The sequence below is a fragment of the Paenibacillus sp. PastM-3 genome (assembly GCF_029893965.1).
Lineage (GTDB): Bacteria > Bacillota > Bacilli > Paenibacillales > Paenibacillaceae > Paenibacillus_AQ.
Map to the genome: position 1 here is coordinate 103772 of NZ_JARXXP010000004.1, position 24339 is coordinate 128110.

Genomic DNA, 24339 nt, shown 5'->3' on the forward strand with positions numbered 1-24339 from the left:
GCGGAGAGCGCAGATTACATGCTATCTGGTTTGGAGTATGCAAAGCGTCAATTATCGGGCGCCAAATGCTGAAAGGCTGTCCACAAGGTGTTTGGTACCGGGTCCGGAGGTCACTTGGTGTCTTTAACCCGTTAACGGACTCCAGAGCCCTTATTTTGCCGAAAAAGCACAGTTTGCCCGGCTAACGGACTGTAGCGCCTTTATTGGGGCTCGAACGGCAATATCCGAGGCTACTATCGGCAGATAAGGTTACTGGAGTCCGTTAGCATGTCCAAAAAGCGACTTTGGCTAAATTAATGTCATCTGAGTCCGTTAGCGCAGAAAGGGCGGGGCGTGTGGGGCGGGGTGGGTGGGGTGGGTGGGGTGGACAGCCGCACTCTCCAGCCCCTGCATCAGGCAACGCAGAAATAGTTAGTCTCTGCCATCCAGCTGGTCCATAGTCAGCCCGGAGCCGCCCCCCGTCTAACCAGCATACATCAGCCCAGAGCCGCCCCCCGTCTAACCAGCATACATCAGCCTGGAGCCGCCCCCCGTCTAACCAGCATACATCGGCCCGGAGCCGCCCCCGTCTAACCAGCATACATCGGCCCGGAACCGCCCCCCCTGTCTATCCAGCATACGTCAGCCCGGAGCTGCATCCCGTCTAACCGGCATGCGTCATCCCGGAGCCGCCCCCCTGTCTAACCAGCATACGTCATCCCAGAGCCACCCCCCGTCTAACCAGCATAAGTCGGCCCGGAGCCACCCCCCGTCTAACCAGCATAAGTCGGCCCGGAGCTGCCTCCCGTCTAACCGGCATGCGTCATCCCGGTGCCGCCCCCGCCCAGCAGGCGCATGTGCCAGCCCCAAAACATCCCTCGCCGCCCAGCGGCAGACATAATGCACTCCATCAGTAGGACAACAAGGCCGGGCCGGCTCCCGGCGCCGCCTGCTGCTGCTTGCGGAAGGCGGACGGCGACATGCCGGCCAGCTTGTTGAAGATCCGGTTGAACTGCGAGAAGCTGGTGAATCCGCACTGCTCGGCAATGCCGGATATTTTAAGGCGGGTGTGAACCAGCAGATGCTGGGCTTTGCGGACCCGGGTGTTCTGGATGTACTCGGTCAGAGTGGAGCCGGTAACTCTTTTGAACTGATGCGATAAATAATAAGGACTGGTGTAGAACTCCGCAGCAATAGAATCCAGAGACAGCTCGCTGCTGTAATTGCTGTTAATGTAGGCGGCGATGGAGTATATTTTTTGCGCGGCAGTACTGCCGGCTTCCTCCAGCACATAGCTGTTCTTATCCTGCTGCTGGCATAAGGCGCACAGAAACTGCTGAAACAGCGTATGCACCAGTACCGGGTTCAGCAGAGAATCGCTGTGTGACAGGGTGAAAATGGCGTTAAGCGGATCGAATACGGTACTGCGCGGCTCACCCGTCAGCCGGTAGATCGGCACCTCTTCGGAGAAGGGAAGCAGCATGTTTTTGTAAGCGCTCTCTAAACCGGGTATGCCGGCAGGTATGGCAAAGTTGATGATCAGCCGCTTATGCGGAGGGCCTTCCGGATACTGGGTCATATGCAGCAGATAAGGACGGAGGAGGACGATGTCGTATTTGCGCAGGGCGTGGATTTTGCCGTCAATGACGTGAGTGGCCCGGGAATCCATCAGAATATGAATCTCATAAAAATCATGCTCATGCTGGAACTCCATATTGATATTGTGCGACCGTTCGTCATAGTCAAAATAATAAAAAAGCGGATCGCCGGGCGTGTTAATGTTAACGCTATATCCCTGCTCATACAATAAGCCGTTTTCAAGCATATCCCCTCGCCGCCTCACTCCGTTATTTTCTCCATTATAGGTTTGAAAAAGCAAAATATGCAATAAATACTCCCCATTCCCGCAAATAAAGCATAGTTTTTGAGTTGGAGGATTTGTTATATTGGCGGTATGAAAACGGATACAAGGGGTGAGAGAATGTTTTTAACGGAAGAAAAGCTGATCCGGCGGCAGGCCGAGGTCGGCAAATACAGATATGTCAGAGTGAGTGAGCTTGCCGAGCTGGAGTTCGCGGAGGATGAGGACGGCAAAAATGGTGTTTATCCCGGTGAGGTCTCCTTTAACGGGACAATCCGGCTGAATGAGCAGTGGAGCGGGCGGGACCGCTATGTCTGGCTGCGTGCAGTGGCAGTGCTGCCTGAGAAGAAAGAAGGCTTCAAGATCGCAGGCCTGTTTGATTTCGGCAAGTCGGGGAGCTTCAATAACTCGGGGTTTGAATCGCTGCTGTTTGTGAACGGTTCGCCTTATCAGGGGGTGGATAACAACCACCGGGAGGTTTATTTTGACGATGAGCTTGGCGGCAGGGCGGTCGAGCTTGTTTTCCGGCTGTGGTCCGGCCTTGAGGGCGGGGGAGCGCCGAGGGTGCAGGAGCACAAGATCAGCGAGGCGATGATCGGATATCTGGATGAGCGGATTGATGATCTGTTCTATATGTCCCAGGCGGCGCTGGATACCTTCCGCTATCTGGGCCGGGACCAGCCGGAGAAGCAGTGGCTGAAGCAGGCGCTGGACGCCGCGTTCCGCGAGATTGACTGGTCCGAGCCGGGCTCTGAAGAGCACGTCAGCTCCATGTACCGGGCAGGCGCCAGCCTGAACGGGGCGGTGGAGGCGATGCCGCAGACCTTTGATGTCACGCTTACGGCGCTGGGACATACCCATATTGATGTCGCCTGGCTCTGGCAGCTGAAGCATACCCGGGAAAAAGCGGCCCGTTCCTTCTCGACTGTCCTGCGGCTGATGCAGGAATATCCGGAATACCAGTTCATGCAGTCGCAGCCGCAGCTGTATGCCTATCTGGAGCAGGATTACCCCGAGCTGTTCGGGCAGATCAAGGAGCGGATTAAGGAAGGGCGCTGGGAGCCGGAAGGGGCCATGTGGCTGGAATCGGACTGCAATATTCCATCCGGCGAGTCGCTGGTCCGTCAGATCCTTACGGGCAAGCGTTATTTCCGCGAACAGTTCGGCATTGAGAGCAAGTATCTGTGGCTGCCTGATGTGTTCGGCTACAGCTGGGCGCTGCCGCAGATTTTGCGCAAATCGGGTATTGATACTTTTATGACGACTAAGATCAGCTGGAACCAGTTCAACCGGATGCCGCATGATACGTTCTGGTGGCGCGGGATGGACGGCTCTGAAATATTGACTCATTTTATTACCACCTCGGAAAAAGACGGCGATGCCTACACCTACAACGGCCGGATGACAGCAGGTCTGCTGCGCGGCATCTGGAATTCGTATCAGGATAAGGAAATTAACGACCACCTGATGTTTGCCTACGGCTGGGGTGACGGGGGCGGCGGGCCGACAAGAGACATGCTGGAGCTGCGGCGGCGGTTCGACAAGCTTCCGGGTATACCCAAGATTAAGCCAGGCAGTGCGGGGGATTACTTCAAAGGGCTGCATGAACGGATTGAAAAAACGGACGGATTCGTGCACACCTGGAACGGCGAGCTGTACTTCGAGTGCCACCGGGGAACCTACACTTCACAGGCCAGCAATAAAAAATATAACCGCCGCCTTGAGCTGCTGCTGCGCGATGCGGAATGGCTGTATACGCTGGCCGGCGTGAGCCGCGGCGATCTGGCAGAGTCTTATCCTGCTGAGGAGCTGCGCGCCATCTGGGAGATTCTGCTGCGCAACCAGTTCCATGACATTATCCCGGGCTCCTCAATCAAGGAGGTCTATCAGGACAGTGACCTGGAATATGCCGAAGGGGAAGCCCGTTCGTTTGCTCTGATCAACGGTGCAGGGGAACCCGCTGGCGGAGATGAAAAGGACTCGGGCGGGCAACGGTTCCTTACTGTGCTTGGAAGCTCGAATTGGGAGGGCCGGCGTTATCTGGAGCTGCCGGGCGATATTTCGGATGCCGCTGTCATTCAGCTTTCTGACGGCAGGCAGCCGGAACAGCAGCGTACTGCAGACGGCGGCTGGCTGGTGCATATCCCTTCCATGCCGGCTCTGGGTACAGAGGTTCTGAAAGCGGTGTCTCAACAGGCTGACAGCTCACCGGAGGGAGAACAGCTGCTTGCTGATGCTGCTGAAGGCCGGCTTACCACTCCGCTGATTGAAGCGGTCTGGAACAAGCAGGGACACTTCACCTCGCTGCGCGACCGCCGCAGCGGCCGGGAGATTCTGGCGCCGGGCCAGCGCGGCAATGTGCTTCAGGTGTTTGAGGATAAGCCGCTGGATTTCGAGGCCTGGGATATTGATATTTTTTATCAGGAAAAAATGACTGAAATCTCGCAGCTTACAGAATGCAGGCTCACCGAGAACGGCCCGCTGCGGGCGGTGCTGCGCATGGGCTGGACGTATAACCGCACAACCATTACCCAGGACATTATCTTCTACCGGGATACAGCGCGAATTGATTTCCGCACAGAAATGGACTGGCACGGGCATAACCAGCTGCTTAAGGTGGCCTTCCCCGTTGATGTTCATGCCACTGAGGCAACCTATGACATCCAGTTCGGCAATGTCAGACGGCCGACCCACTGGAATACAAGCTGGGATTATGCCCGGTTCGAAACCGTGGGCCACCAGTGGGCGGATGTCAGCGAGCAGGGGTACGGCGTGGCGCTGCTCAACGACTGCAAATACGGCTATGACATCAAGGACAGCGTGCTGCGGCTGACGCTGCTGAAATCAGCTGTTCATCCGAATCCCGAGCAGGATCAGGGACATCATGCCTTTACGTATGCGCTTTATCCGCATGAGGGTGATTTTGTAGGGGGCGGAGTGGTCCGGGAAGCGTGGGAGTTGAACAATCCTCTGCGTACTGTGCAGGGCCTGCTGCAGCTGGATCCGCTTTTCTCCATTGACGGGGGCTATGTGCTGGTTGATGCGGTAAAACGTTCCGAGGACGGCGCTGATGTAGTGCTGCGTCTGCATGAGTATGCCGGTGCGCGAAGTAAGGTGCTTATTGAAAGCGGATACTGCATCGCCGCCTGGCAGGAATGCAATCTGATGGAGGAGCCGGAAGGGGACTGGCAGGCGGGAGAACTGAATTTTCAGATCAGGCCCTATGAAATCAGAACGTTCAGAATCAGGCTGGGCCTGGAGCAGACAGGAGAGGGGAAATAATGATGAATGCAAAAGGAGCGCAGCTGGATCAGGCGGAAATCATCAGCAAGCTGAACAAAGTATCCGATAAGCTGCTGAATCTGGACCGGCCGGACAACGAAGCAGAGCTGCAAACCTTAGGTGAGGATGCCGGGCGGCGGGGCTATTTTGCCCGTGATTTCGGGATGGAGGAGTGGGACTGGCCGCAGGGCGTCGGGCTGTACGGCCTGCAGAAGCTGGACCGGCATTTTGCCGACGGGCGTTATTCTGCCTATGCCAAGCCGTGGATGACTCGTCAGATCGATAAAGGGCTGCCGAGCCGGAACATCAATACAACCGCCCCGCTGCTGTCGCTGATGGAGCTGGATGTGGCGAAGGAGCTGAGCCTGGAGTGGGTGGAGTGGCTGATGAACGGGCTGCCCCGTACGGTGGAGCAGGGTTACCAGCATGTCACAACCGGAGCCGACAAGAGTGAGGTTACACTCAATGAGAACGAAATCTGGATTGATACGCTGTTCATGGCCATTCTGTTCACGGCCAAGATGGGTGTAAAGTACGATAAGCCTGAGTGGCGGCAGACTTCGCTGCATCAGCTGCTGCTGCATATCAAATATCTGTATGACAAAAAAACCGGGCTGTTCTATCACGGCTGGCATTTCACCGGCCGCCATAATTTCAGCGAAGCCTTCTGGTGCCGCGGCAACGGCTGGTTCAGCCTGGGGCTGCCGGAATACCTGGAGCTGATGCGCCCGTATCTGGAGGACGGCGTGTTCACGTATCTCCGGCAGGTGCTGCAGGCGCAGGCGGAAGCACTGCTGGATTGCCAGAGCGCAGACGGGCTATGGCATACGCTGCTGGACGACCCGGACAGCTACACCGAGACCTCCGGCTCGGCAGCCATTGCCGCCGGTATTCTGCACGGCGTGCGCAGGGGGCTGCTGCCCGAGGAGTATGCGCAGCCGGCGCTGAAGGCAATTCAGGCCGTGCTGGACCGAATTGACGATGAGGGTACGGTGCTTGGCGTCTCCGGCGGTACGCCGATCGGCAAAACCAGAGACGATTATAAGGGCATTATTATCGCCCCGATGGCCTACGGCCAGGCCATGACGCTGGTCGCGCTGGGCGAGGCGCTGCATTATTGTTAACGTGCGGGGCCGTGACAAGACAGGCTTCCCTTATCGTCCACGGATTTGGCGTGGCGGTGGCGGGCGGTAATGCAAGAGGATTAAAAGCAGATGTCAGCCGCCGGGGAAGCCCGGCGCTGCGGGTGTTTACTGTGCGGTCTTAAGAAAGTATGGCCAGTAATGACAAGCAATCTTTCTGCTGTCGTATCAGCTCGCCGTGCTGGAGTTATAAGATGCGTCGGCTGGTAACGGACCGAGGAGCCCTTATTTCGGCAAAAGGGACCCTATCCACAATCTAACGGACTCCAGTGGCGTTATTATCGGATTTTATTCCCGTATGCGGCTGTCGGCAAAGGAATAAGGGCGCTGTGGTCCGTTAGCCAGGATTAGGGTGCCTTTTTTGATGAATAAGGGCGCTACGGTCCGTTAGCTGGGAAGGAGCTTCTTTTGATTGAATAACGGCTCTACGTTAGCCGTGCGGGATGGATCTTTTGGAGTGAAATCGGCGCTACGGTCCGTTAGCTGGGAAGGAGCTTCTTTTGATTGAATAACGGCTCTACGTTAGCCATGCGGGATGGATCGTTTGAGTGAAACCGGTGCTACGGTCTGTTAACTGGCGAGGACGCTTCATTTGGCTGAATAATGGCCTTGCGCCAGCCGTGCGGGATGGATCTTTTGAGTGAAATCTGCTCTGTGTTCCTTTAGCGGGGCGAAATGTATTCCTTGGGCGAAATCGGCTCTATGATCCGTTAGAACAGATGAAAAGGCGGATAAAAAACAAAGTCAAAAAATACTTGTAGCTTGCTGCAGCTTGAAGTATACTGTTCTCGGAAAGGTTAAGCGCTTACCTTGAGGGAGGATAAGCGAGCATGGTAAATCAAGTAACAGTAGGCATCATCGGCGCCGGCAGAATCGGACGCCTGCATGCCGATAATCTGCGTGTGATGCCGTCTTATAAATTGAAGTCTATTTCAGAGGCTTATATGACCGAGGAACTGGTTGGTTGGGCGGAGAGCCGGGGGCTTGGAGCTGTTTTTACGGATGGGGAAGCCATTCTGAATGATCCGGAGATCGACGCCGTGTTCATCTGCACACCGACAGACACTCATGCCTCGTGGATTGAGCGGGCGGCGCGGGCCGGAAAGCATATTTTCTGCGAGAAGCCGATCAGCATGTCCTCGGCCGAAACAAGCCGGGCCCTGCAGATTGCCAAAGAAGCCGGCGTGCTGCTCCAGGTTGGCTTCAACCGCCGGATGGACCCTAATTTCCGCAAGCTCAAGCAGCTGGTACAGGCGGGCGAGCTGGGCAGACCGCATATTGTGAAGATTACCTCGCGTGATCCGCAGCCGCCCGGCGAAGCCTATGTTCTCTCCTCCGGCGGGATGTTTATGGATATGACCATTCACGATTTTGATATGGCCCGTTATCTGATGGGGGAGGAAGTGGCGGAGGTCTATACCCGGGGTGCCAATCTGATTGACCCGATGTTCGGACGCTGCAGCGATGTGGATACAGCCGTCATTACGCTGACCTTCACCAGCGGCGCCATCTGTGTGATTGATAACAGCCGGCAGGCCGTCTACGGCTATGACCAGCGGGTTGAGGTATTCGGCTCACAGGGAGCGGCAGTAGCCGACAACTGCCGCCAGACTACAGTTGAGGTATCTACAGCTACGGCGGTTACCCGTGACCAGCCGCTGCACTTTTTCCTGGAGCGCTACAACCAGGCGTTCACGGATGAGGTTGCTGCATTCGCCCAATCCATTATTCTGCAGCAGCCGGCTGTCTGCAGCGGTTATGACGGACAGCAGGCGCAGCTTATTGCCGAGGCTGCCCTGGAATCGCACCGGACCGGGCTTCCGGTCAAGCTGTCTGCTTTTGCCGAGAAGGAATGCCCGGAGATAGAAGCCCTGTAAGTGGGGGCATACCCTGAACACGGAGGGAGCTGTAAGAATGTCTGATTATTTGATCAGAGCCGGCGCGCCCGGCAAGGACGGGCTTGTGGCAGCAGTCAGTAAGGAGAGTGCCGGCTGGAAATACGTCGGATTTGAAGTCTATCAGCTGCAGGCCGGTGATACGCTGAGCCGCAGTACGGAAGACAATGAGGTCTGCCTGGTACTGCTCTCGGGCAAGGCAGATGTCAAAGCAGACGACCAGCTATACGCCGGAATCGGGGAACGCATGTCGGTATTTGAAGATCTGCCCCCGTATGCGGTCTATGTTCCGGCGGGCGGGCACTATGAGATTACAGCCTTGACGGAGCTGGAGCTCGCAGTCTGCCTTGCCCCGGGTTCCGGTAAATATCCGCCCCGGCTGATTGCGCCGTCCGATACGGCAGCCGAAGCCCGAGGTTACGGCAGCATGTCGCGCCGCGTAGTCAACATCCTGCCGGAGAGTAGTGAGGCTGAGAGCCTGCTGGTGGTGGAGGTGCGCACGGACGGCGGCAACTGGTCCAGCTATCCGCCGCATAAGCATGACCAGGATAACCTTCCGGCAGAGTCTTACCTGGAGGAGACGTATTACCACCGGGTAAACCCGGCGCACGGCTTCGTGGTGCAGCGGGTGTACAACGATGACCGCAGTCTCGATGAGACGATGGCCGTGCCCGACCGCAGCGTGGTGCTTGTTCCGGAGGGCTATCATCCGGTATCGGCGCCGCCGGGCTATGATTCCTATTATCTCAATGTGATGGCAGGCCCGGTCCGTACCTGGGTATTCCATAACGATCCCGATCACGAATGGCTGTTCAGACCGGCCGGGCATACTCCCGGAGGCCAGGAGGAATAGGCACACAGTATAGAGTCAGTTTCGAGGGGCTTCCGCAAGGCGGAGGCTCCCTTTTTGCATCTGATGATGCTGGCAAATCGCAGCGTACAGTGCGCAGCATTGCTGCGCGGCATCGAAGCAGACAACGGGCCGGTCCGGCAACGGCAGTGGTGAAATGACAATACCAGCGAATAGACACTTTAGGACGAGTTCCCTATAATCGAGGTATAAGACGGCAAGAACGTAAAGGCGGTTTTCAAAACAATGAAACCTACAATTTATGATGTGGCGCGGGAAGCCGGAGTGTCCATTGCTACGGTGTCCAAGGTGCTCAATAATAACGGCAGGATCAGCGACAAGACGCGGGAAAAGGTAGGCCGGGTCATGGAGGAGCTTAATTATCAGCCGAGCCTGGTGGCCTCTGCGCTGACGAGCCGCCGGACGGGTACAATCGGGCTGATGATTCCCGATATTGCCAATCCTTTTTTTGCAGAGACGGCGCGGGGAATCGAGGATTATGCCCAGCAGCAGGGCAGTGACCTGATTGTCTGCAGTACCGACCGTGATGATGAAAAAGCGGCCAGATACACCTCGCTGCTGCTGCGTAAAAGAGTGGACGGCCTGATCATCGCTTCCCACACGGGAAAGACGGATATGATCCGCCGCCTGCTGGCTGACCGGGTGCCGCTGGTGCTTTTCTCGGCGGAAATCCGCAGTCTGGAGAGCAGCAGCGTTACTGTGGATGATTATAAAGGCGGGTATCAGGCTACGGAGTACCTGCTGTCCCTGGGCCACCGGAAGCTGGGTATTATCTCCGACAATCTGGCGGGGAGCAAGCTGCGGGCCGAAGGCTTTCTGGATGCGCTGAGGGATGCGGGTGTCCCATTCGACAATCCGGCCAACATTACGCATACGTCAGCTACCCTGGACAACGGCCGCCGGGCAGCGGCGGCAATGCTCAGCCAGCCAGAGGAGTTGCGGCCGACGGCTATATTCGCCTGCAACGACCTGCTGGCTATCGGTGTCCTGAAGGAAGCGCGCAGCGCAGGCCTGTCCATTCCCCGCGACTTGTCTGTTGTGGGCTTCGATAATACGGTGCTGGCGGAAATCTGCCACCCTACACTGACCAGCATCGCCCAGCCGCTGCGTGAGATGACCGAGCAGGCAATGATTCTGCTGAATGAATCTATCGACAATCCGGACAGCCCCAGACGCAAAATCATGCTGATGCCGGAGCTGGTCATCCGCCATTCAACCGGGCCGGCGCCCGGGTAAGGCCAGAGGACCGGCTTTTTATAAGCTTGGTTTGCCGGGCTCGGTTGCCGGATCGCTCTTCCGGAGCCCGGTGCCAGTGGCTTGTTCCGGAGACCTGCACCGGAGACCTGCACCGGATTGCTGCAGCCAGCTCCGTTTTTAAAGACCAACTGCACCAAGAGCAACTGCACCAAGACCAACTGCACCAAGAGCAACTGCACTAAGAGCAACTGCACTAAGAGCAACTGCACCAAGAGTAACTGCACCAAGAGCAAATACCCCAGGACCCGGTTCCCCCAAGACGGTGGCGGACGGGTCTTTTTTGTGCGAGAACGGTGTAGATCCATGGTTATTGCGTGAGTTAACGGAAAAATTGAGATCGCTTTCAAATTTAGGATTGCCAAACCGGATATTCTGGCCTATACTATTTACAAAATTAGGTTAAGCGCTTACCCTTTCCCTCCCTGACAGACCGGTATTTTAAGAACACCAAAGGTTTAAATGTACCCTTACGATACTGACCCGCTCACCCTGCTCCCATTGTATCCAGGCTATTATCATTCATTTCTTCTGAAGCTTTTTCAAGGAGGCGTCACTATGAACGATCTGCAGTTCGATTCCGCCCGTCCGCTCGATTTAGTCGCCGTCGGCCGGCTCTGTATTGACCTTAATGCCAATGAAACCGGAAGGCCTATGGAAGAGACCATGACGTTCACCAAATATGTCGGCGGCTCTCCGGCCAATATCATAATCGGAACGGCGCGGCTGGGCATGCGCACCGGCTTCATCGGTAAGCTGGCTGATGATCAGATGGGCCGGTTTATCCGGAGCTATCTGCAAAAGGACGGCATTGACGACAGCCAGGTGTGCGTTGATCATACCGGTGCTGTGACTGGGCTTGCTTTTACAGAAATCAAGAGTCCCCAGGAATGCAGCATCCTGATGTACCGCGATAACGTGGCAGACCTGCTGCTGAATACAGATGAGATTTCAGAGGAATATATCAGCCAGGCCAAGGCGCTGCTGATCTCCGGCACCGCACTGGCACAGAGCCCTTCCCGCGAAGCGGTGTTTCTGGCACTCGAATTTGCCCGCAGACATAATGTGACTGTATTTTTCGACCTCGATTATCGCCCTTATACCTGGAAATCTGCCGCCGAAACGGCTGTCTACTATAATCTGGCCGCAGAGAAATGCGACTGCATCATCGGCACCCGCGAGGAATTTAACATGATGGAGAATCTGTACAATGTGACAGATGCCGATGACGAGGCAACGGCTGCCCGCTGGTTCTCGCAGCAGGCGAAGCTGGTTGTAATCAAGCACGGCGGAAGCGGCTCGATTGCCTATACGGCAGACGGCCTGAATCACCGGAGCGGGATTTTCCCGGCCAAGGTGCTGAAGACCTTCGGCGCAGGCGACTCCTACGCCTCAGCTTTCATCCACAGCCTGATGCAGGGCGACAGTGTCAGTGAAGCTATGCGGCGCGGCAGCGCATCGGCTTCGATTGTAATCTCGCGGCACAGCTGCTCGGATGCGATGCCGACCCTGGAAGAGCTGGAGGCCTTCCTGCAGTCCAATAAAGAAGTTGTCTCCGGTGCTTAGTCCGTTTTAGGAAGCAGATCAGCAGCGGTTTTTAAAAGATAAGAAAGTATATCTTTCAGGTATACTTTATCCTTATCTTTCGCGCAGAAACGGATACCGTCCTTTTAAGGACGGCGTAGCCGTTTCAACTTGTACAGTGAACGATTAGCAGCATCCATATCAACAGAGATGAAGGAGTGGACAAAAAATGGCACAGCAAAACGTAGAAGTACTGAAAAACTATATTGGCGGAGAATGGGTTGAGGCAAAAAGCGAGCAGACGGAACCGGTGTTCAATCCGGCTTCCGGCGAAGAGCTGGCCAGAGTTCCGCTGTCTGGAAGAGAGGATGTTGACCGGGCGGTGGCTGCGGCCGAGGAGGCTTTTGCCGGCTGGTCGAAGACCCCGGTGCCGCGGCGGGCGCGGATTCTTTTTAAATATCAGCAGCTGCTGGTGGATAATTGGGAGGAGCTGGCGAGAACCATTACGCTGGAGAACGGAAAAAGCTATAAAGAAGCTTACGGCGAGGTACAGCGCGGCATTGAGTGTGTCGAATTCGCGGCGGGCGCGCCTACACTGATGATGGGACGGCAGCTGCCGGATATTGCAACCGGAATCGAATCAGGAATGTACCGCTATCCGATCGGGGTCATCGGCGGGATCACTCCGTTTAATTTTCCGATGATGGTTCCCTGCTGGATGTTCCCGCTCGCGATAGCCTGCGGCAATACCTTTGTACTGAAGCCGTCCGAGCGTACCCCGCTGCTGGCGGCACGTCTGGCAGAACTGCTGGAGCAAGCGGGACTGCCAAAAGGTGTACTCAATGTGGTCAACGGTGCGCATGATGTGGTTAACGGGCTGCTGGAGCACCCTGGCGTTAAGGCGATTTCTTTTGTCGGATCACAGCCGGTAGCGGAATATGTCTATAAAAAAGGAACAGAGCACCTGAAACGGGTTCAGGCGCTGGCCGGGGCCAAAAACCACTCCATCGTACTGGCGGACGCCGATCTTGAGGCATCAGCTACACAGATTATCAACGCTGCCTTCGGTTCTGCCGGAGAGCGCTGCATGGCCTGTTCTGTAGTCACTGTACAAGAAGAGGTGGCTGACGAGCTGATCTCGATCCTGCTGCGCGAGTGCGGGAAGATGACTATCGGGGGCGGGCTGGAGGAAGATACCTTCCTGGGACCGGTTATCCGCCAGGGGCATAAGGACAAAACGGTTGCTTACATCGAGCAGGGTGTAGCCGAAGGAGCAAAGCTGCTTAGAGATGGCCGGGAAGATGCTGCGGCTGCGGGTCAGGGCTATTTTGTCGGACCTACGTTATTTGATGAAGTAACCAAAGAGATGAAGATCTGGCAGGAAGAAATCTTTGCACCGGTCCTGTCCATTGTGCGGGTCAAAGGTGTAGAGGATGCTGTAGAGCTTGCCAACGCTTCGCGGTTTGCGAACGGGGCTTGTATCTTTACAAATGACGGAGGGAAAGTCCGCTACTTCCGTGAAAATATCGAGTCGGGCATGCTGGGTGTCAATGTAGGCGTACCGGCTCCGATGGCCTTCTTCCCGTTCTCCGGCTGGAAGGATTCCTTCTACGGTGATCTGCATGCGAACGGCACCGACGGAGTTGAATTCTATACGCGCAAAAAGGTTGTCACTGCCCGCTGGCAGTAACCATAGAAGAAGGGTGGAACTCAAGTGGAACGGATCAGATTAACAACGGCGCAGGCGCTGGTGAAGTTTCTGAATGAGCAGTATGTCGATTTCGGCAACGGGCCGGAGCGCTTCGTAGAGGGTGTATTTACTGTTTTCGGCCACGGCAACGTGCTTGGTCTGGGACAGGCGCTGCAGGAGGCCCCGGGCGGATTAAAGATTTTTCAGGGCCGTAATGAGCAGGGGATGGTGCATGCGGCGACTGCTTTTGCCAAACAGAGCCGGCGGCGGCGGATTATGGCCTGTACGGCCTCCGTCGGTCCGGGATCGGCCAATATGCTGACGGCTGCCGCGACAGCGACGGCGAATCAGATTCCCGTCCTGCTGCTGCCGGGGGATACCTTTGCGACCCGCCAGCCCGATCCGGTGCTGCAGCAGATGGAGCATACGTACAACCTGTCGATTACGGTCAACGATGCCTTCAAGGCTGTAAGCAAATACTGGGATCGGATTTACCGGCCGGAGCAGCTGATGTCGGCACTGCTGAATGCCATGCGGGTGCTCACCGATCAGGCTGACACCGGGGCGGTGACGATCGCGCTGCCGCAGGATATTCAGGGTGAGGCTTGGGATTATCCGGCCGACTTCTTCCGCAGACGCGTTCATAAGATTGCCCGCCGGCTGCCGCATCCGGATGAAATTGCGGCGGCGGCGGAGCTGATCGCGAGCAAGCATCGTCCGCTGCTGGTCTGCGGCGGCGGCGTCCGCTACAGCGTTGCCGGAGCTGCGCTGCGCGATTTCGCGGAGAAGTTCGCCATTCCGTTCGGCGAGACGCAGGCTGGCAAAAGCGCTGTTGCCAGCGACTTCGCCTACAACCTGGGCGGCCTGGGCGTAACCGGCAACGGCTGCGCCAATACGCTTGCAGCGGAGGCCGATCTGGTTATCGGCGCCGGCACCCGGTTCACCGATTTCACCACAGGCTCGAAGAGCCTGTTCGCCCATCCCGGCGTGGAATTTGTGACGCTTAACGCGTCGCCATACCATGCAGCCAAGCTGGATGCGCTGGCAGTGGTGTGCGATGCTGCCGAAGGTCTGAAAGCGTTATCTGTTGCGCTTGAGCAACGCGGCTATCGTTCCGCTTTTACGGATGAGATCACGGAGGCAAAGCAGGCTTGGGCGGCGGAAAGAGCGCGGCTGGCCGGTGTTGAATACCGGGCAGGCGGTGCAGCTGCAGTTGTTGAAGCCGTGGCAGAGGCAGCGGGTGTAGCCGGGTGTGCTGCAGCTTCCGGCGCGGCTGCAGCTGTGCAGGGAGATGAAGCGGCACCATTTGTGCCTGAGATTGCCGGTCATCTTGACGACAAGCTGCCTGAGTATGCCGGGGTGCTGAACACCTCGCTTACACAGACGCAGGTGCTTGCCATCATTAATGAGCTCATTCCGCAGGATGCGATCGTTATTGGAGCGGCAGGCAGTCTGCCGGGAGATATGCAGCGGATGTGGGAATCCGCTGTGCCGGATACTTACCATATGGAATACGGCTTCTCCTGCATGGGCTATGAAATCGCCGGAGCACTCGGCATCAAGCTGGCTGAGCCGGAGCGCGAGGTTTATGCTCTGGTCGGAGACGGCAGCTACCAGATGATGCATTCCGAGCTGGTGACCAGCCTGCAGGAGAATAGGAAGATCAACGTCCTTCTGCTAGACAATGCAGGCTTCGGCTGCATCAACAATCTGCAGATGGAGCAAGGCCTGGACAGCATGGCGACGGAATTCCGCCGCCGGGGAGCGGACGGCCAGCTGAGCGGTGAGCTGATGCTGATCGACTACGCAGCGAGCGCAGCCGGTTACGGGGTCGAGACCTTCCGGGCGGCGACAGCGGAGCAGCTGCGCAGCGCTCTGGAGGCGGCAAGGAAGAGTGAGAAATCCACGCTGATCGACATCAAGGTGCTGCCCAAGACGATGACCCACGGATACGGTGCCTGGTGGCATGTCGGCGTGGCGGAAGTGTCGGGCAAGGAGAGCGTACAGGCGGCTTACGGTCAGAAATTGAGCGGGCTGGAGAAGGCGCGCAGCTACTAACGCTGCCGGAGCTGCAACGGGCTGAAGCGACCGCCCGGAGCCGGCCATACCAGTCATAATGGAAGGGGAAGAACATTGATGTTCAAAGAAGAGGCGGTCCGGCTGGCGATTGCACCCATTGCCTGGACCAATGATGATATGCCTGAGCTGGGCAGGGGCAACACCTTTGAGCAGTGCATCAGCGAGATGGCACTTGCCGGTTTTCAAGGCAGCGAGGTCGGCAACAAGTATCCCCGCTCTCCGGAGGTGCTGCACCGGGCACTCGGGCTGCGCGGTCTGCAGATTGCCAGCGCCTGGTTCAGCGCGCATCTGACGGTGCGGCCGTACGAAGAGACGGCTGAAGCCTTTGTTGCACACCGCGACTTTTTGCACGCGATGGGGGCCAAGGTCATTGTCGTCTCCGAGCAGGGCCGGAGCATCCAGGGGCAGATGGATACGCCGCTGTTTGATGCCAAGCCTGTCTTTACAGAAGACGAGTGGGCGCTACTCGCTGAAGGCTTGGGCAAGCTGGGCCGTCGGGCTGCCGAAAAAGGAATGGCGATTGTCTATCATCACCACATGGGCACCGGAGTACAGACGGCTGCGGAAATTGCCCGGCTGATGGAGCTTACAGATCCGGCTGAGATATCCCTGCTGTTTGATACCGGACATCTGGCTTTTTCCGGAGAAAATCCGCTCGAGGTGCTGCGCGCCCATCTGCCGCGGATCAGGCATGTTCATTTAAAGGACATCCGTCCGGAAGTGGTACGGCGTGTTATTGCCGAGAAGCTAAGCTTCCTGCAGGCGGTAAAAGCGGGTGCGTTCACTGTGCCTGGGGATGGCTGCATCGAATTCGCCGATATTTTTGCTGAACTGGCCGGTTCGTCCTATACGGGCTGGTTCGTAGTTGAGGCGGAGCAGGACCCGGCACTGGCCGATCCGCTGGAATATGCGATCAAGGCGCGGAAGTATATCCGGGAAACCAGCGGGCTGTAAGTTAGCGATTGCTGACGGAAGGCCGGCGGGAGATTGGCGCTCCCAGCCGGCCGAGCCGGCAGGGTTTTGTTGCGAAGGTGTAATAACAAGGTGTAATAACAAGGTGCAAAGAGTAAAGGAAGCGCGCCGGAGACAGGGTAATGTGAGCCAGTGTAAAGGGGTGCCAGGCCCAGGGATATAGAAGCTGAGGTCCAGAATGTAGAGTCCGGGATGCGCGTGATGAGGGTGTAAGGTAGGGTAGGGCTGCATGGTGTAAAGTGAAGGTCAGGTAAGGGTCAAGCTGAAAATGCGAACTGGAAGGCACCATAATATGCCTGTTATCCAGTACCAGAATTAAGTCGGCGTGCTCGAGGGCAGAGAGGCGGTGAGTGGATATCAGCGTATGGGCTACGGGCTGGAGTGCGGCTTTAAACATCACTCCGAATGCGCTGGGTGGCGGAAGTACAATTTGTCTGCTTATTCCAATAGCTGGTGAAAATAGCTGCGGGTAGACAGATTTTGCCTCAGCGCGCGTGCGAACGGGAAAAATCCCCTTACCGGCGCCCAGCCAGTGGCTGCAACGCCCCAATAAGGGGAAAAATCCCCTTACCGGCGCCCAGCCAGTGGCTGCAACGCCTCAATAAGGGGAAAAATCCCCTTAACGGCGCCCACCAGTGGCTGCAATGCCTCAATAAGGGGAAAAATCCCCTTAACGGCGCCCAGCCAGTGGCTGCAACGCCCCAATAAGGGGAAAAATCCCCTTAACGGCGCCCAGCCTGTGGCTGCAACGCCCCAATAAGGGGAAAAATCCCCTTAACGGCGCCCAGCCTGTGGCTGTATCGCCCCAATAAGGGGAAAAATCCCCTTAACGGCGCCCAACCTGTGGCTGCAACGCCTCAATAAGGGGAAAAATCCCCTTAACGGCGCCCAACCTGTGGCTGCAACGCCTCAACCTTAACGGCGCCCAGCCAGTGGCTGCTGCACTGAGTTAGCGAGCACCTGCCCCGACACCGCATCTATCAAGAGCGGCGGCCAAAGCTTACTCTCTTGGCAGGCAGTGCAGAGCCAACTTTGTGCTCGAATTTAATAGTTTCAAACCTATCACCCGTCAGGGTGATTTTCTGCTGTGCGGGAACTGTTCGGAAACAGCGGAAGTCCCGCTTTTCTGTGTTTTCCCGTGTATCCGTCATATTAATACCATGCTATCTTCAATCTATGGGAATCGATCCCTATCAATCCCTATCAATCAGAATATATACCTACTATCCCGCCCTGCACTGATTCCGCCACCCTAACCGGCTCTCCTCCACAGCGGAATCTTGTGGCTGCATCAGGTTTCTTCCTATAGTGTCTGTCATGCAGAACGGGGAAGAAATAATAACCAGTAAATGTCAATTTTACCCGTTGGCCGGGCTCGGGAAGCATGTGCTATAATGGCAGAAATCCGAACATAGGCTCGTCTGTGATTCATAAGCCTTTATATTGATTAACCTTATTAAGGTTTCATCTTTTTCCTGCAGAAACGGACCCTTTCCATGAAAGGACGCAGTCTTAATTATAAACAGCTGCCTTCCTGGCAGCATATGCACCTGAACGGCCGGACCGCGGCCTGGTATCCTAACGGTGGTGGAGGAGGTTGTCTATTGTTTCGTACCTGGTATCGCCGATTACTGCTTTCTTATTTCCCTATTTTTCTGCTTACGGTGACGATTCTGATCTTCGCCTCGTTTGTATTTATTAATGATATCTCCCGGATGGAAACGAAAAAGGCAGACCGGATCTCAGCCAGCTACCTCATGGATAATATTGATAAGACGATCAGGGAAGTGGAGCTGTCCGTGCTGGAGTCAGTGGAGCGCAGTGATGTCTACAAGCAGTATTTCAATAACGCCGGCAAGCCGGATACCGGATCTGTTTATGCGGTTGCCCAGAGTCTGCGCAGCCTCACCCATGCGTCCTCCTACATTCAGTCTGTTTATCTTTATGACAAAATTAATGAAAGCGTTTTAACAGAAACTGGATTAAAAGATCTATCCGGCTTTATAGACGAAGACTGGATCAGACAGATCACCTCCGGCCCGCTGCCGGAAGGCTGGCAGCCTGTCCGCAACTATAAGACGGAACTGGTGCAGCGTACACCGATACGTGTGCTTACGATTAACAAGGCGATGCCGCTGCCCTTCGGCTCTGAGGGAGTGCTGGTCATCAATGTCAAAATGAGCGGGATCGAGCAGCTTGTGGACAGTATGGTCAACCAGCAGCTCTCTTTCGTGACGATTCTGGGCGGCGATGGGAAGGTAGTGTACCAGGCCCATTCGGACCACAGCGGTGCGGTGAGCGGCAAGCAGCTGAATACACTCCAGCTGAAGCGGCTCGGCTGGACCTTGGCGAGCGGAATCAAGGCGGGTAACCTGTTTGGCTGGGTATCCGTCGTTTCCTATCTATGGGTGGCTATTGCCATCGGGACGGTAATCTGCGCGATCTTTTACCTGGTCTATGTGACCCGGCGCAATTATAAACCAATTCAGGTCATTATGAACCGCATTGAGGGTCACCAGATCAGGCGGATGGATCAGTCGACCGACAGGCCCGATGAGATGATGCTGATTGACGGGGTGCTGGAGGATCTGATTAACCACATGACCGACTATGACCGGAAAAGCCGGGAGAACCTGCTGCTGCAGCGCAGCAAGCTGTTCAACGATCTGCTGCACAGCGAGCGGCTGGATGATGTTATCGGCCGGCTGGCGGAGCTGTCCCCGCTTACGGGCGCCGATGCCGCTTCGCGTTTTACGGTGGTGCTCAGTGAAATTAACCGCTATGAGCGGGTTTTTGAGGAACGCTATACCCGGGGCGATCAGAATACGCTGAAGTTCGCCCTGATGAATGTGTTTCAGGAGCTTGCGCGTAACGCCGAGCTGCAGGGCTGGGCGGAATGGGTCGGAACCCGGCGGGTAGCGATTCTTTTCCTGTCGACCGGAAGCGATGAGGAAATGACCGAGCGGATTCGTCTCTTTGCCGAGAACTGCCGCTCGTGGGTGGAGCAGAATCTGCGGATTTCGCTCAGCTTCGGCATCGGTCCTACAGCAGCCGGGCCGGGCACGATCCGCGATTCCTATGCGGCGGCCGAGCATGTTATGCAGCACAAGCTGCTGAGGAATGAGGATGTCGCCCTGGCTGAATACGGGGAGGCACGCCAGCCGCTGCTGGAGACTTATACTTATCTGCAGATGATTGCCGAGTTCGTTAAGCAGTTCCGGATGTCGAGCGGTCAATGGCGGGAGCAGCTGGAGCGGATTTTTGAAGCATTTAAACAAAATTTCCTCCAGGATGATGATATCCGCTCCCTGATCCAGGCGATGCTGCAGATGCTCAGCCGTGAGGTAGCCGTAATGTCGGAGGAGCTGCAGGATGAGCTGTCAGCAGAGAATGCCCAGATCCGGATGAAGGAGCTGGAGGAGGCCGAGTCCCTGGATGAGATGAAGGGGATTCTGCTTGAGTATCTGACCGATTTATTCCGCACTTATGTCTCGGCAAGTGAGACCAAGAGCTACCGGGCGATGGTCACCGAGATGAAAAATTATATTGAAGAGAACTTTGCCAATCCCGATCTTTCCCTCAAGCATCTGAGCGACCGGTTTCAGGTTTCGGGCAAGTATGCCAGCTATCTGTTCAAAACCGAATTTAAAATGAAGTTCGTCGACTTCGTTACGGAGCTGCGGATGAAGGAGGCCGAACAGCTGCTGGCGGAAACGGATTCCCCGCTTCAGGACATTGCGCTTCAGGTAGGCTATGCCAATGCGATTACATTCGGCCGGGTATTCAAACGGGTTGCCGGCATCACACCGGGGGATTACCGCCAGCTTAAACGCCGTGAATCGGGCAAAGCCTGAGGAGCAGGCCTGCTTCATATCCTTTAAATGACATACGCTATGCCTGCAGGAATACAGCTGACCGCAGTACTGTGAAACCAGCCGTATGATCGGCCCGCACACGCTTTTTAAGAGGGATGCGGGCCGATCATACGGCCTTTTTTTCGCCATTTGAAAGCGGTTTATCATACGAAAATGGTTGGTCGGATAAACCGGAAGTCCGAATTTCAGGCGTTTTTGCAATCCGAAACAGGTTTATTGTCAGACCTCAGGAAAGTGTGGAATACTGTGGTCATCCCGGAACGTTAAGCGGCCAGGCAGTAAAGGCGGCGTAAGCGTAAAAGTATTCTTTTCTGAAGAAAGGCAGTACGGGAGCCCGGATGTGAGGTTGGGGGATTCATAAAGTCACCATTATAGCCGCAGAGGCGAAGGAGATGGCACAATGACAGTGAATGCAAACCAGAAAGTTCTGAAGAAGGCACTGGGAATCGGATTGAGCGCAGTAATGGGGATGTCCCTGCTGGCCGGGTGTTCCTCTAATGCAGACGGAAACGCGAATACGGCGTCAAACGGAGGGACAGCAACTGACGGGGGCAGCAAAGAGCGCGTTACGCTGAAGGTGGAAATCTTCGACCGCGGCAACAGCCCTGCGCCTTATACCATTACCAACAACTATCTCTCCAATATGGTGCAGGAACGGTTCGGTGATCCGAACAACATTGATGTCGAATATGTGCCGGTTCAGCGCTCCGAGGAAGTTACAAAGCTGAACGTACTGATGGCCAGCAACACCGATGTGCCTGATATTGTGTTCACTTATGATTCCAGCGTGTTCTACCGTTACGCCCAGCAGGGCGGTCTGACTGATGTCGGAGCGCTGATTGATGAGCACGGGCCGAATCTGAAAAAATTCCTTGGTGAGGATACACTGGCATTCGGGCAGCTTGACGGGAAGCAGATGTCCATTCCGGGTAAGCGGGCAATCACTGGCCGTTACAGCTCCTACATCCGCCAGGATTGGCTGGATAAGCTGGGCTTGCCGGTGCCGACGACAACTGATGAGCTGTACACTACTTTGAAAGCGTTTAAAGATAAAGATCCGGGCGGCCTCGGCAGCAAAAATATCCCAATGGGCATGGCGCTCGCTCCAGCCCAATTCGAGACACTGATCTATTCCTTCATCAAACCGATAAAGGGCGATCTGACTTACGGCCAGCGTTACGAGCTGCCGCTGCATGACGGCTTCAAGGATGCGATGCAGTTCCTGAACAAGCTCTACAATGAAGGGCTGGTCAGCCAGGACTTCAGCCTGGATGAAGATAAAACGCAGCTGGCAAAGGATATCCAGAACGGAAATGTCGGCTACTGGTCTGAAGATGTGGACAATATCTTCTACGCAGAAGGTACACTGGATAATCTCTACAAAAATGTACCGGGCAGCAAGGTGACGGCGGCAGATGTCCTGACCAACGCTAATGAGGGCAACAAGCACATTAAATCGCGTTATGCCTCAAACGGGATGTACATCATGATTCCGAAGAGCAGCAAACGTGCCGTGGAAGCCATTAAATATCTGGACTGGATGGCTTCGGACAACAATCTGATCGATATCTACAGCGGGGTTGAAGGCGAAAACTATGATCTGGTTGACGGTATTCCGGTAGTAAAAGCGGATGTTGCCCAGGAGTTCGCTGACCGTCTGTTTAATGCAGGCGACATGGCGATCATCTCTAACGGCAAGAACATCGGCGACCAGGCAACCAATGAAAAAGCATGGGTCAGCGGCTTCCCTGAACGCAACCAGGAAATGCTGAAGCAATCCATTGATATTGCCAACACCGATACGGTTGGACCTATCGTCTTCGGTAAACCGATTGAAGCGGAATCCAAATACGGAACTACGCTCAGTGACAAGCTGTCTGTAATTATTGTAAAGACAGCAATGGCTAAACCAGAGCAGTTTGAAGCGGTTTACGAGCAGGAAATGAAGGATTTCATGTCCCTGGGCGGAACCCAGCTGAAAGAAGAGCTGGAAGCAGCCTTGAAGGATCTGTAAGCACACTAAATATAAAAAAGAGAACCGGAGGGAGCTGGTACGCCGCTCCGTCCGGTTTTTCTTCCCAAGGAGGGAACCGGCTTGAGTAAAGCGAGCTACTTGAAGCGGTATTGGCAATTGTACGCACTGCTCTCACTGCCACTTATCTATTTTTTTATCTTCCGCTACGGACCGATGTACGGTGTGCAGATTGCCTTCAAGGATTTTAATCTGTTCCAGGGGATCGGCGGCAGTGAATGGATCGGCCTCGACGCGTTCCGCGAAGTTTTTAATATGAAAGAATTTTACACCGCCCTGCGCAACACATTTATGCTTAATTTCCTGGACTTGCTGGTTTCCTTCCCGGCCCCGATCATTCTGGCAATTATGCTGTATGAGATTAAGAGTGCATGGTTCAAAAAGATTTCGCAGACTATTCTCTACATTCCTCACTTTATCTCCTGGGTCATTATCGGAGGGATTGTCTATCAATTGTTCGGCAACCAGTCCGGTATGATAAACGAGGTGCTGCAAGGCCTGGGGCTGAGTCCGGTCCCGTTCCTGACCGAAAAGGGTCCGTGGCTGATCACGTACCTGTTCACCGGGGTCTGGCAAAGTGCCGGCTGGGGAACCATTCTCTATCTGGCAGCGCTAACCGGTGTAAACAGAGAGCTGTTTGAAGCAGCGGAGGTCGATGGGGCAACACGGATAAAGAAGATCTGGTATATTACGCTCCCGAGCATTAAGCCGACGATCGTAACTCTGCTTATTCTGAATCTTGGTAAAATGGTCAGCATCGGCTTCGACCGCCCGTACGTTATCGGAAATACGGCAGTGCGAGAGTATTCCGATGTGCTGAGTACCTTTGTATACCGGATCGGTCTGGAATCCGGACAATATACACTGGCAACGGTAGTCGGATTGTTCCAGGCTGTAGTTGGTCTGGTATTCATTCTCGGCTCCAACTATATTTCGAAAAAAATGACCGGCGACGGCATTATCTGATAAAGAGGGAAGGAGGCGGAGTACTATGAGTGAACGTACTTCAAACCGGATATTTGATATCGTTATCATAACCTGTGTGGCCTTGTTCGTGTTGTTCTGTCTGGCTCCGTTCTTGCATGTCATTGCAGTATCGCTTAGCTCCAACCGGGCCATTACTTCCGGTGAAGTCACGATTCTTCCGATTGAACTGAACTGGAATGCCTATGTTCAGGTGTTCTCGGATAACGCAATGATCCGCTCGTTGGGCTATACGGTGCTGCTGACGGCTGCAACAACCCTGCTGTGCATGCTCTTTACCATTGCCGCAGCCTATCCGCTGACTAAGGGTTACCTGAAAGGCCGCAAGACGTTTATGGTTATTATCATTATTACCATGTTCTTCAGCGGCGGGATTATTCCCGAGTATTTGCTGATGCGCGACCTGCGCCTGCTCGATTCAACCTGGGCGCTTATTCTGCCAGGTCTGGTCAGCCCGTTCAACCTGATTATTCTCATCTCCTTCTTCAATAATATTCCCCAGAGTCTGGAGGAGTCGGCTGAGATCGACGGCAGCTCCTTCTTCCGCACCCTGATGAGCATCGTCCTGCCGCTGTCCATGCCCGTACTTGCTACTCTGGCACTCTTCTATGCGGTAGGCAGATGGAACGGTTTTCAGGATGCGCTGATGTATATTAACAGTCCGGAACTGTACCCGCTGCAGCTCAAGCTGTACCAGATGGTACAGAACAATATGGTCTCCGAGCTGACGCTAATGGAAGGTGCCAGCCGCACGAGGCTGACACCGGAGAGCCTGAAGGCTGCGACTGTAGTATTTGCTACGGTGCCGATTCTGCTTGTCTATCCGTGGCTGCAGAAGTATTTTGTCAGCGGCGTAATGCTGGGTGCCGTTAAGGGTTAACTGCCGGTTGCACATGCAG

General features: G+C 55.3%; 14 protein-coding genes. 13 read left to right on the forward strand and 1 reads right to left on the reverse strand.

From position 1 onward, the window contains the following. Positions 1 to 889: 889 nt before the first annotated feature. On the reverse strand, positions 890 to 1804 hold the full coding sequence (locus M2108_RS09375; protein WP_277468835.1) for a helix-turn-helix domain-containing protein: 915 nt from the start codon (positions 1802 to 1804) through the stop codon (positions 890 to 892). Positions 1805 to 1960: 156 nt separating this feature from the next. Here M2108_RS09375 and M2108_RS09380 point away from each other — a divergent pair, with 156 nt between their 5' ends. The 13 genes from M2108_RS09380 (at position 1961) to M2108_RS09440 (ending at position 24320) form a co-directional block, all read left to right on the forward strand. Next, positions 1961 to 5122: an alpha-mannosidase gene (locus tag M2108_RS09380; protein WP_277468836.1), complete on the forward strand. Its 3162-nt coding sequence runs from the start codon at positions 1961 to 1963 to the stop codon at positions 5120 to 5122. Further along, positions 5122 to 6246, forward strand: a complete 1125-nt coding sequence (locus tag M2108_RS09385) for a glycoside hydrolase family 88/105 protein (protein WP_277468837.1) — start codon at positions 5122 to 5124, stop codon at positions 6244 to 6246. The genes M2108_RS09380 and M2108_RS09385 overlap by 1 nt, the downstream gene beginning before the upstream one ends. An 848-nt stretch (positions 6247 to 7094) precedes the next feature. Then, a complete protein-coding gene (gene iolG / locus M2108_RS09390) occupies positions 7095 to 8141 on the forward strand; it encodes an inositol 2-dehydrogenase (RefSeq protein WP_277468839.1) in 1047 nt (348 codons plus the stop codon). Positions 8142 to 8178: 37 nt separating this feature from the next. Next, a complete protein-coding gene (gene iolB / locus M2108_RS09395) occupies positions 8179 to 9012 on the forward strand; it encodes a 5-deoxy-glucuronate isomerase (protein ID WP_277468840.1) in 834 nt (277 codons plus the stop codon). A gap of 243 nt (positions 9013 to 9255) precedes the next feature. Beyond that, entirely contained in the window at positions 9256 to 10266 is a 1011-nt protein-coding gene (locus tag M2108_RS09400) for a LacI family DNA-binding transcriptional regulator (protein WP_277468841.1), read from the forward strand. A 576-nt stretch (positions 10267 to 10842) separates the two neighbouring features. Then, positions 10843 to 11850: a 5-dehydro-2-deoxygluconokinase gene (gene iolC / locus M2108_RS09405; RefSeq protein WP_277468842.1), complete on the forward strand. Its 1008-nt coding sequence runs from the start codon at positions 10843 to 10845 to the stop codon at positions 11848 to 11850. Positions 11851 to 12037: 187 nt separating this feature from the next. After that, positions 12038 to 13498: a CoA-acylating methylmalonate-semialdehyde dehydrogenase gene (locus M2108_RS09410; protein WP_277468843.1), complete on the forward strand. Its 1461-nt coding sequence runs from the start codon at positions 12038 to 12040 to the stop codon at positions 13496 to 13498. Between the two features lie 24 nt (positions 13499 to 13522). Then, the gene (iolD, locus tag M2108_RS09415) at positions 13523 to 15556 is read left to right on the forward strand and encodes a 3D-(3,5/4)-trihydroxycyclohexane-1,2-dione acylhydrolase (decyclizing) (RefSeq protein ID WP_277468844.1); all 2034 of its coding nucleotides are present in this window, start codon (positions 13523 to 13525) and stop codon (positions 15554 to 15556) included. A 78-nt stretch (positions 15557 to 15634) separates the two neighbouring features. Further along, complete coding sequence (gene iolE / locus M2108_RS09420; RefSeq protein WP_277468845.1) at positions 15635 to 16531, forward strand: myo-inosose-2 dehydratase; 897 nt, start codon at positions 15635 to 15637, stop codon at positions 16529 to 16531. A gap of 1622 nt (positions 16532 to 18153) precedes the next feature. Continuing rightward, on the forward strand, positions 18154 to 20403 hold the full coding sequence (locus M2108_RS09425; RefSeq protein ID WP_277468846.1) for a helix-turn-helix domain-containing protein: 2250 nt from the start codon (positions 18154 to 18156) through the stop codon (positions 20401 to 20403). Between the two features lie 421 nt (positions 20404 to 20824). Then, complete coding sequence (locus M2108_RS09430; RefSeq protein WP_277468847.1) at positions 20825 to 22438, forward strand: extracellular solute-binding protein; 1614 nt, start codon at positions 20825 to 20827, stop codon at positions 22436 to 22438. 81 nt (positions 22439 to 22519) lie between these two features. Beyond that, on the forward strand, positions 22520 to 23422 hold the full coding sequence (locus M2108_RS09435) for an ABC transporter permease (protein WP_277468848.1): 903 nt from the start codon (positions 22520 to 22522) through the stop codon (positions 23420 to 23422). Between the two features lie 25 nt (positions 23423 to 23447). Further along, positions 23448 to 24320 (forward strand): carbohydrate ABC transporter permease, encoded by an 873-nt coding sequence (locus M2108_RS09440; RefSeq protein WP_277468849.1) that lies wholly within the window; start codon positions 23448 to 23450, stop codon positions 24318 to 24320. The last annotated feature ends 19 nt before the right edge of the window (positions 24321 to 24339 follow it).

Excerpts from the sequence above, each read along its gene's own strand:
- M2108_RS09430 (WP_277468847.1), top strand. The coding sequence starts at position 20,825 with ATGACAGTGAATGCAAACCAGAAAGTTCTGAAGAAGGCACTGGGAATC.
- M2108_RS09400 (WP_277468841.1), top strand. The coding sequence starts at position 9,256 with ATGAAACCTACAATTTATGATGTGGCGCGGGAAGCCGGAGTGTCCATT.
- iolE (WP_277468845.1), top strand. The coding sequence starts at position 15,635 with ATGTTCAAAGAAGAGGCGGTCCGGCTGGCGATTGCACCCATTGCCTGG.
- M2108_RS09385 (WP_277468837.1), top strand. The coding sequence starts at position 5,122 with ATGATGAATGCAAAAGGAGCGCAGCTGGATCAGGCGGAAATCATCAGC.
- M2108_RS09410 (WP_277468843.1), top strand. The coding sequence starts at position 12,038 with ATGGCACAGCAAAACGTAGAAGTACTGAAAAACTATATTGGCGGAGAA.
- M2108_RS09380 (WP_277468836.1), top strand. The coding sequence starts at position 1,961 with ATGTTTTTAACGGAAGAAAAGCTGATCCGGCGGCAGGCCGAGGTCGGC.
- M2108_RS09440 (WP_277468849.1), top strand. The coding sequence starts at position 23,448 with ATGAGTGAACGTACTTCAAACCGGATATTTGATATCGTTATCATAACC.
- M2108_RS09375 (WP_277468835.1), bottom strand. The coding sequence starts at position 1,804 with ATGCTTGAAAACGGCTTATTGTATGAGCAGGGATATAGCGTTAACATT.
- iolB (WP_277468840.1), top strand. The coding sequence starts at position 8,179 with ATGTCTGATTATTTGATCAGAGCCGGCGCGCCCGGCAAGGACGGGCTT.
- iolC (WP_277468842.1), top strand. The coding sequence starts at position 10,843 with ATGAACGATCTGCAGTTCGATTCCGCCCGTCCGCTCGATTTAGTCGCC.
- iolG (WP_277468839.1), top strand. The coding sequence starts at position 7,095 with ATGGTAAATCAAGTAACAGTAGGCATCATCGGCGCCGGCAGAATCGGA.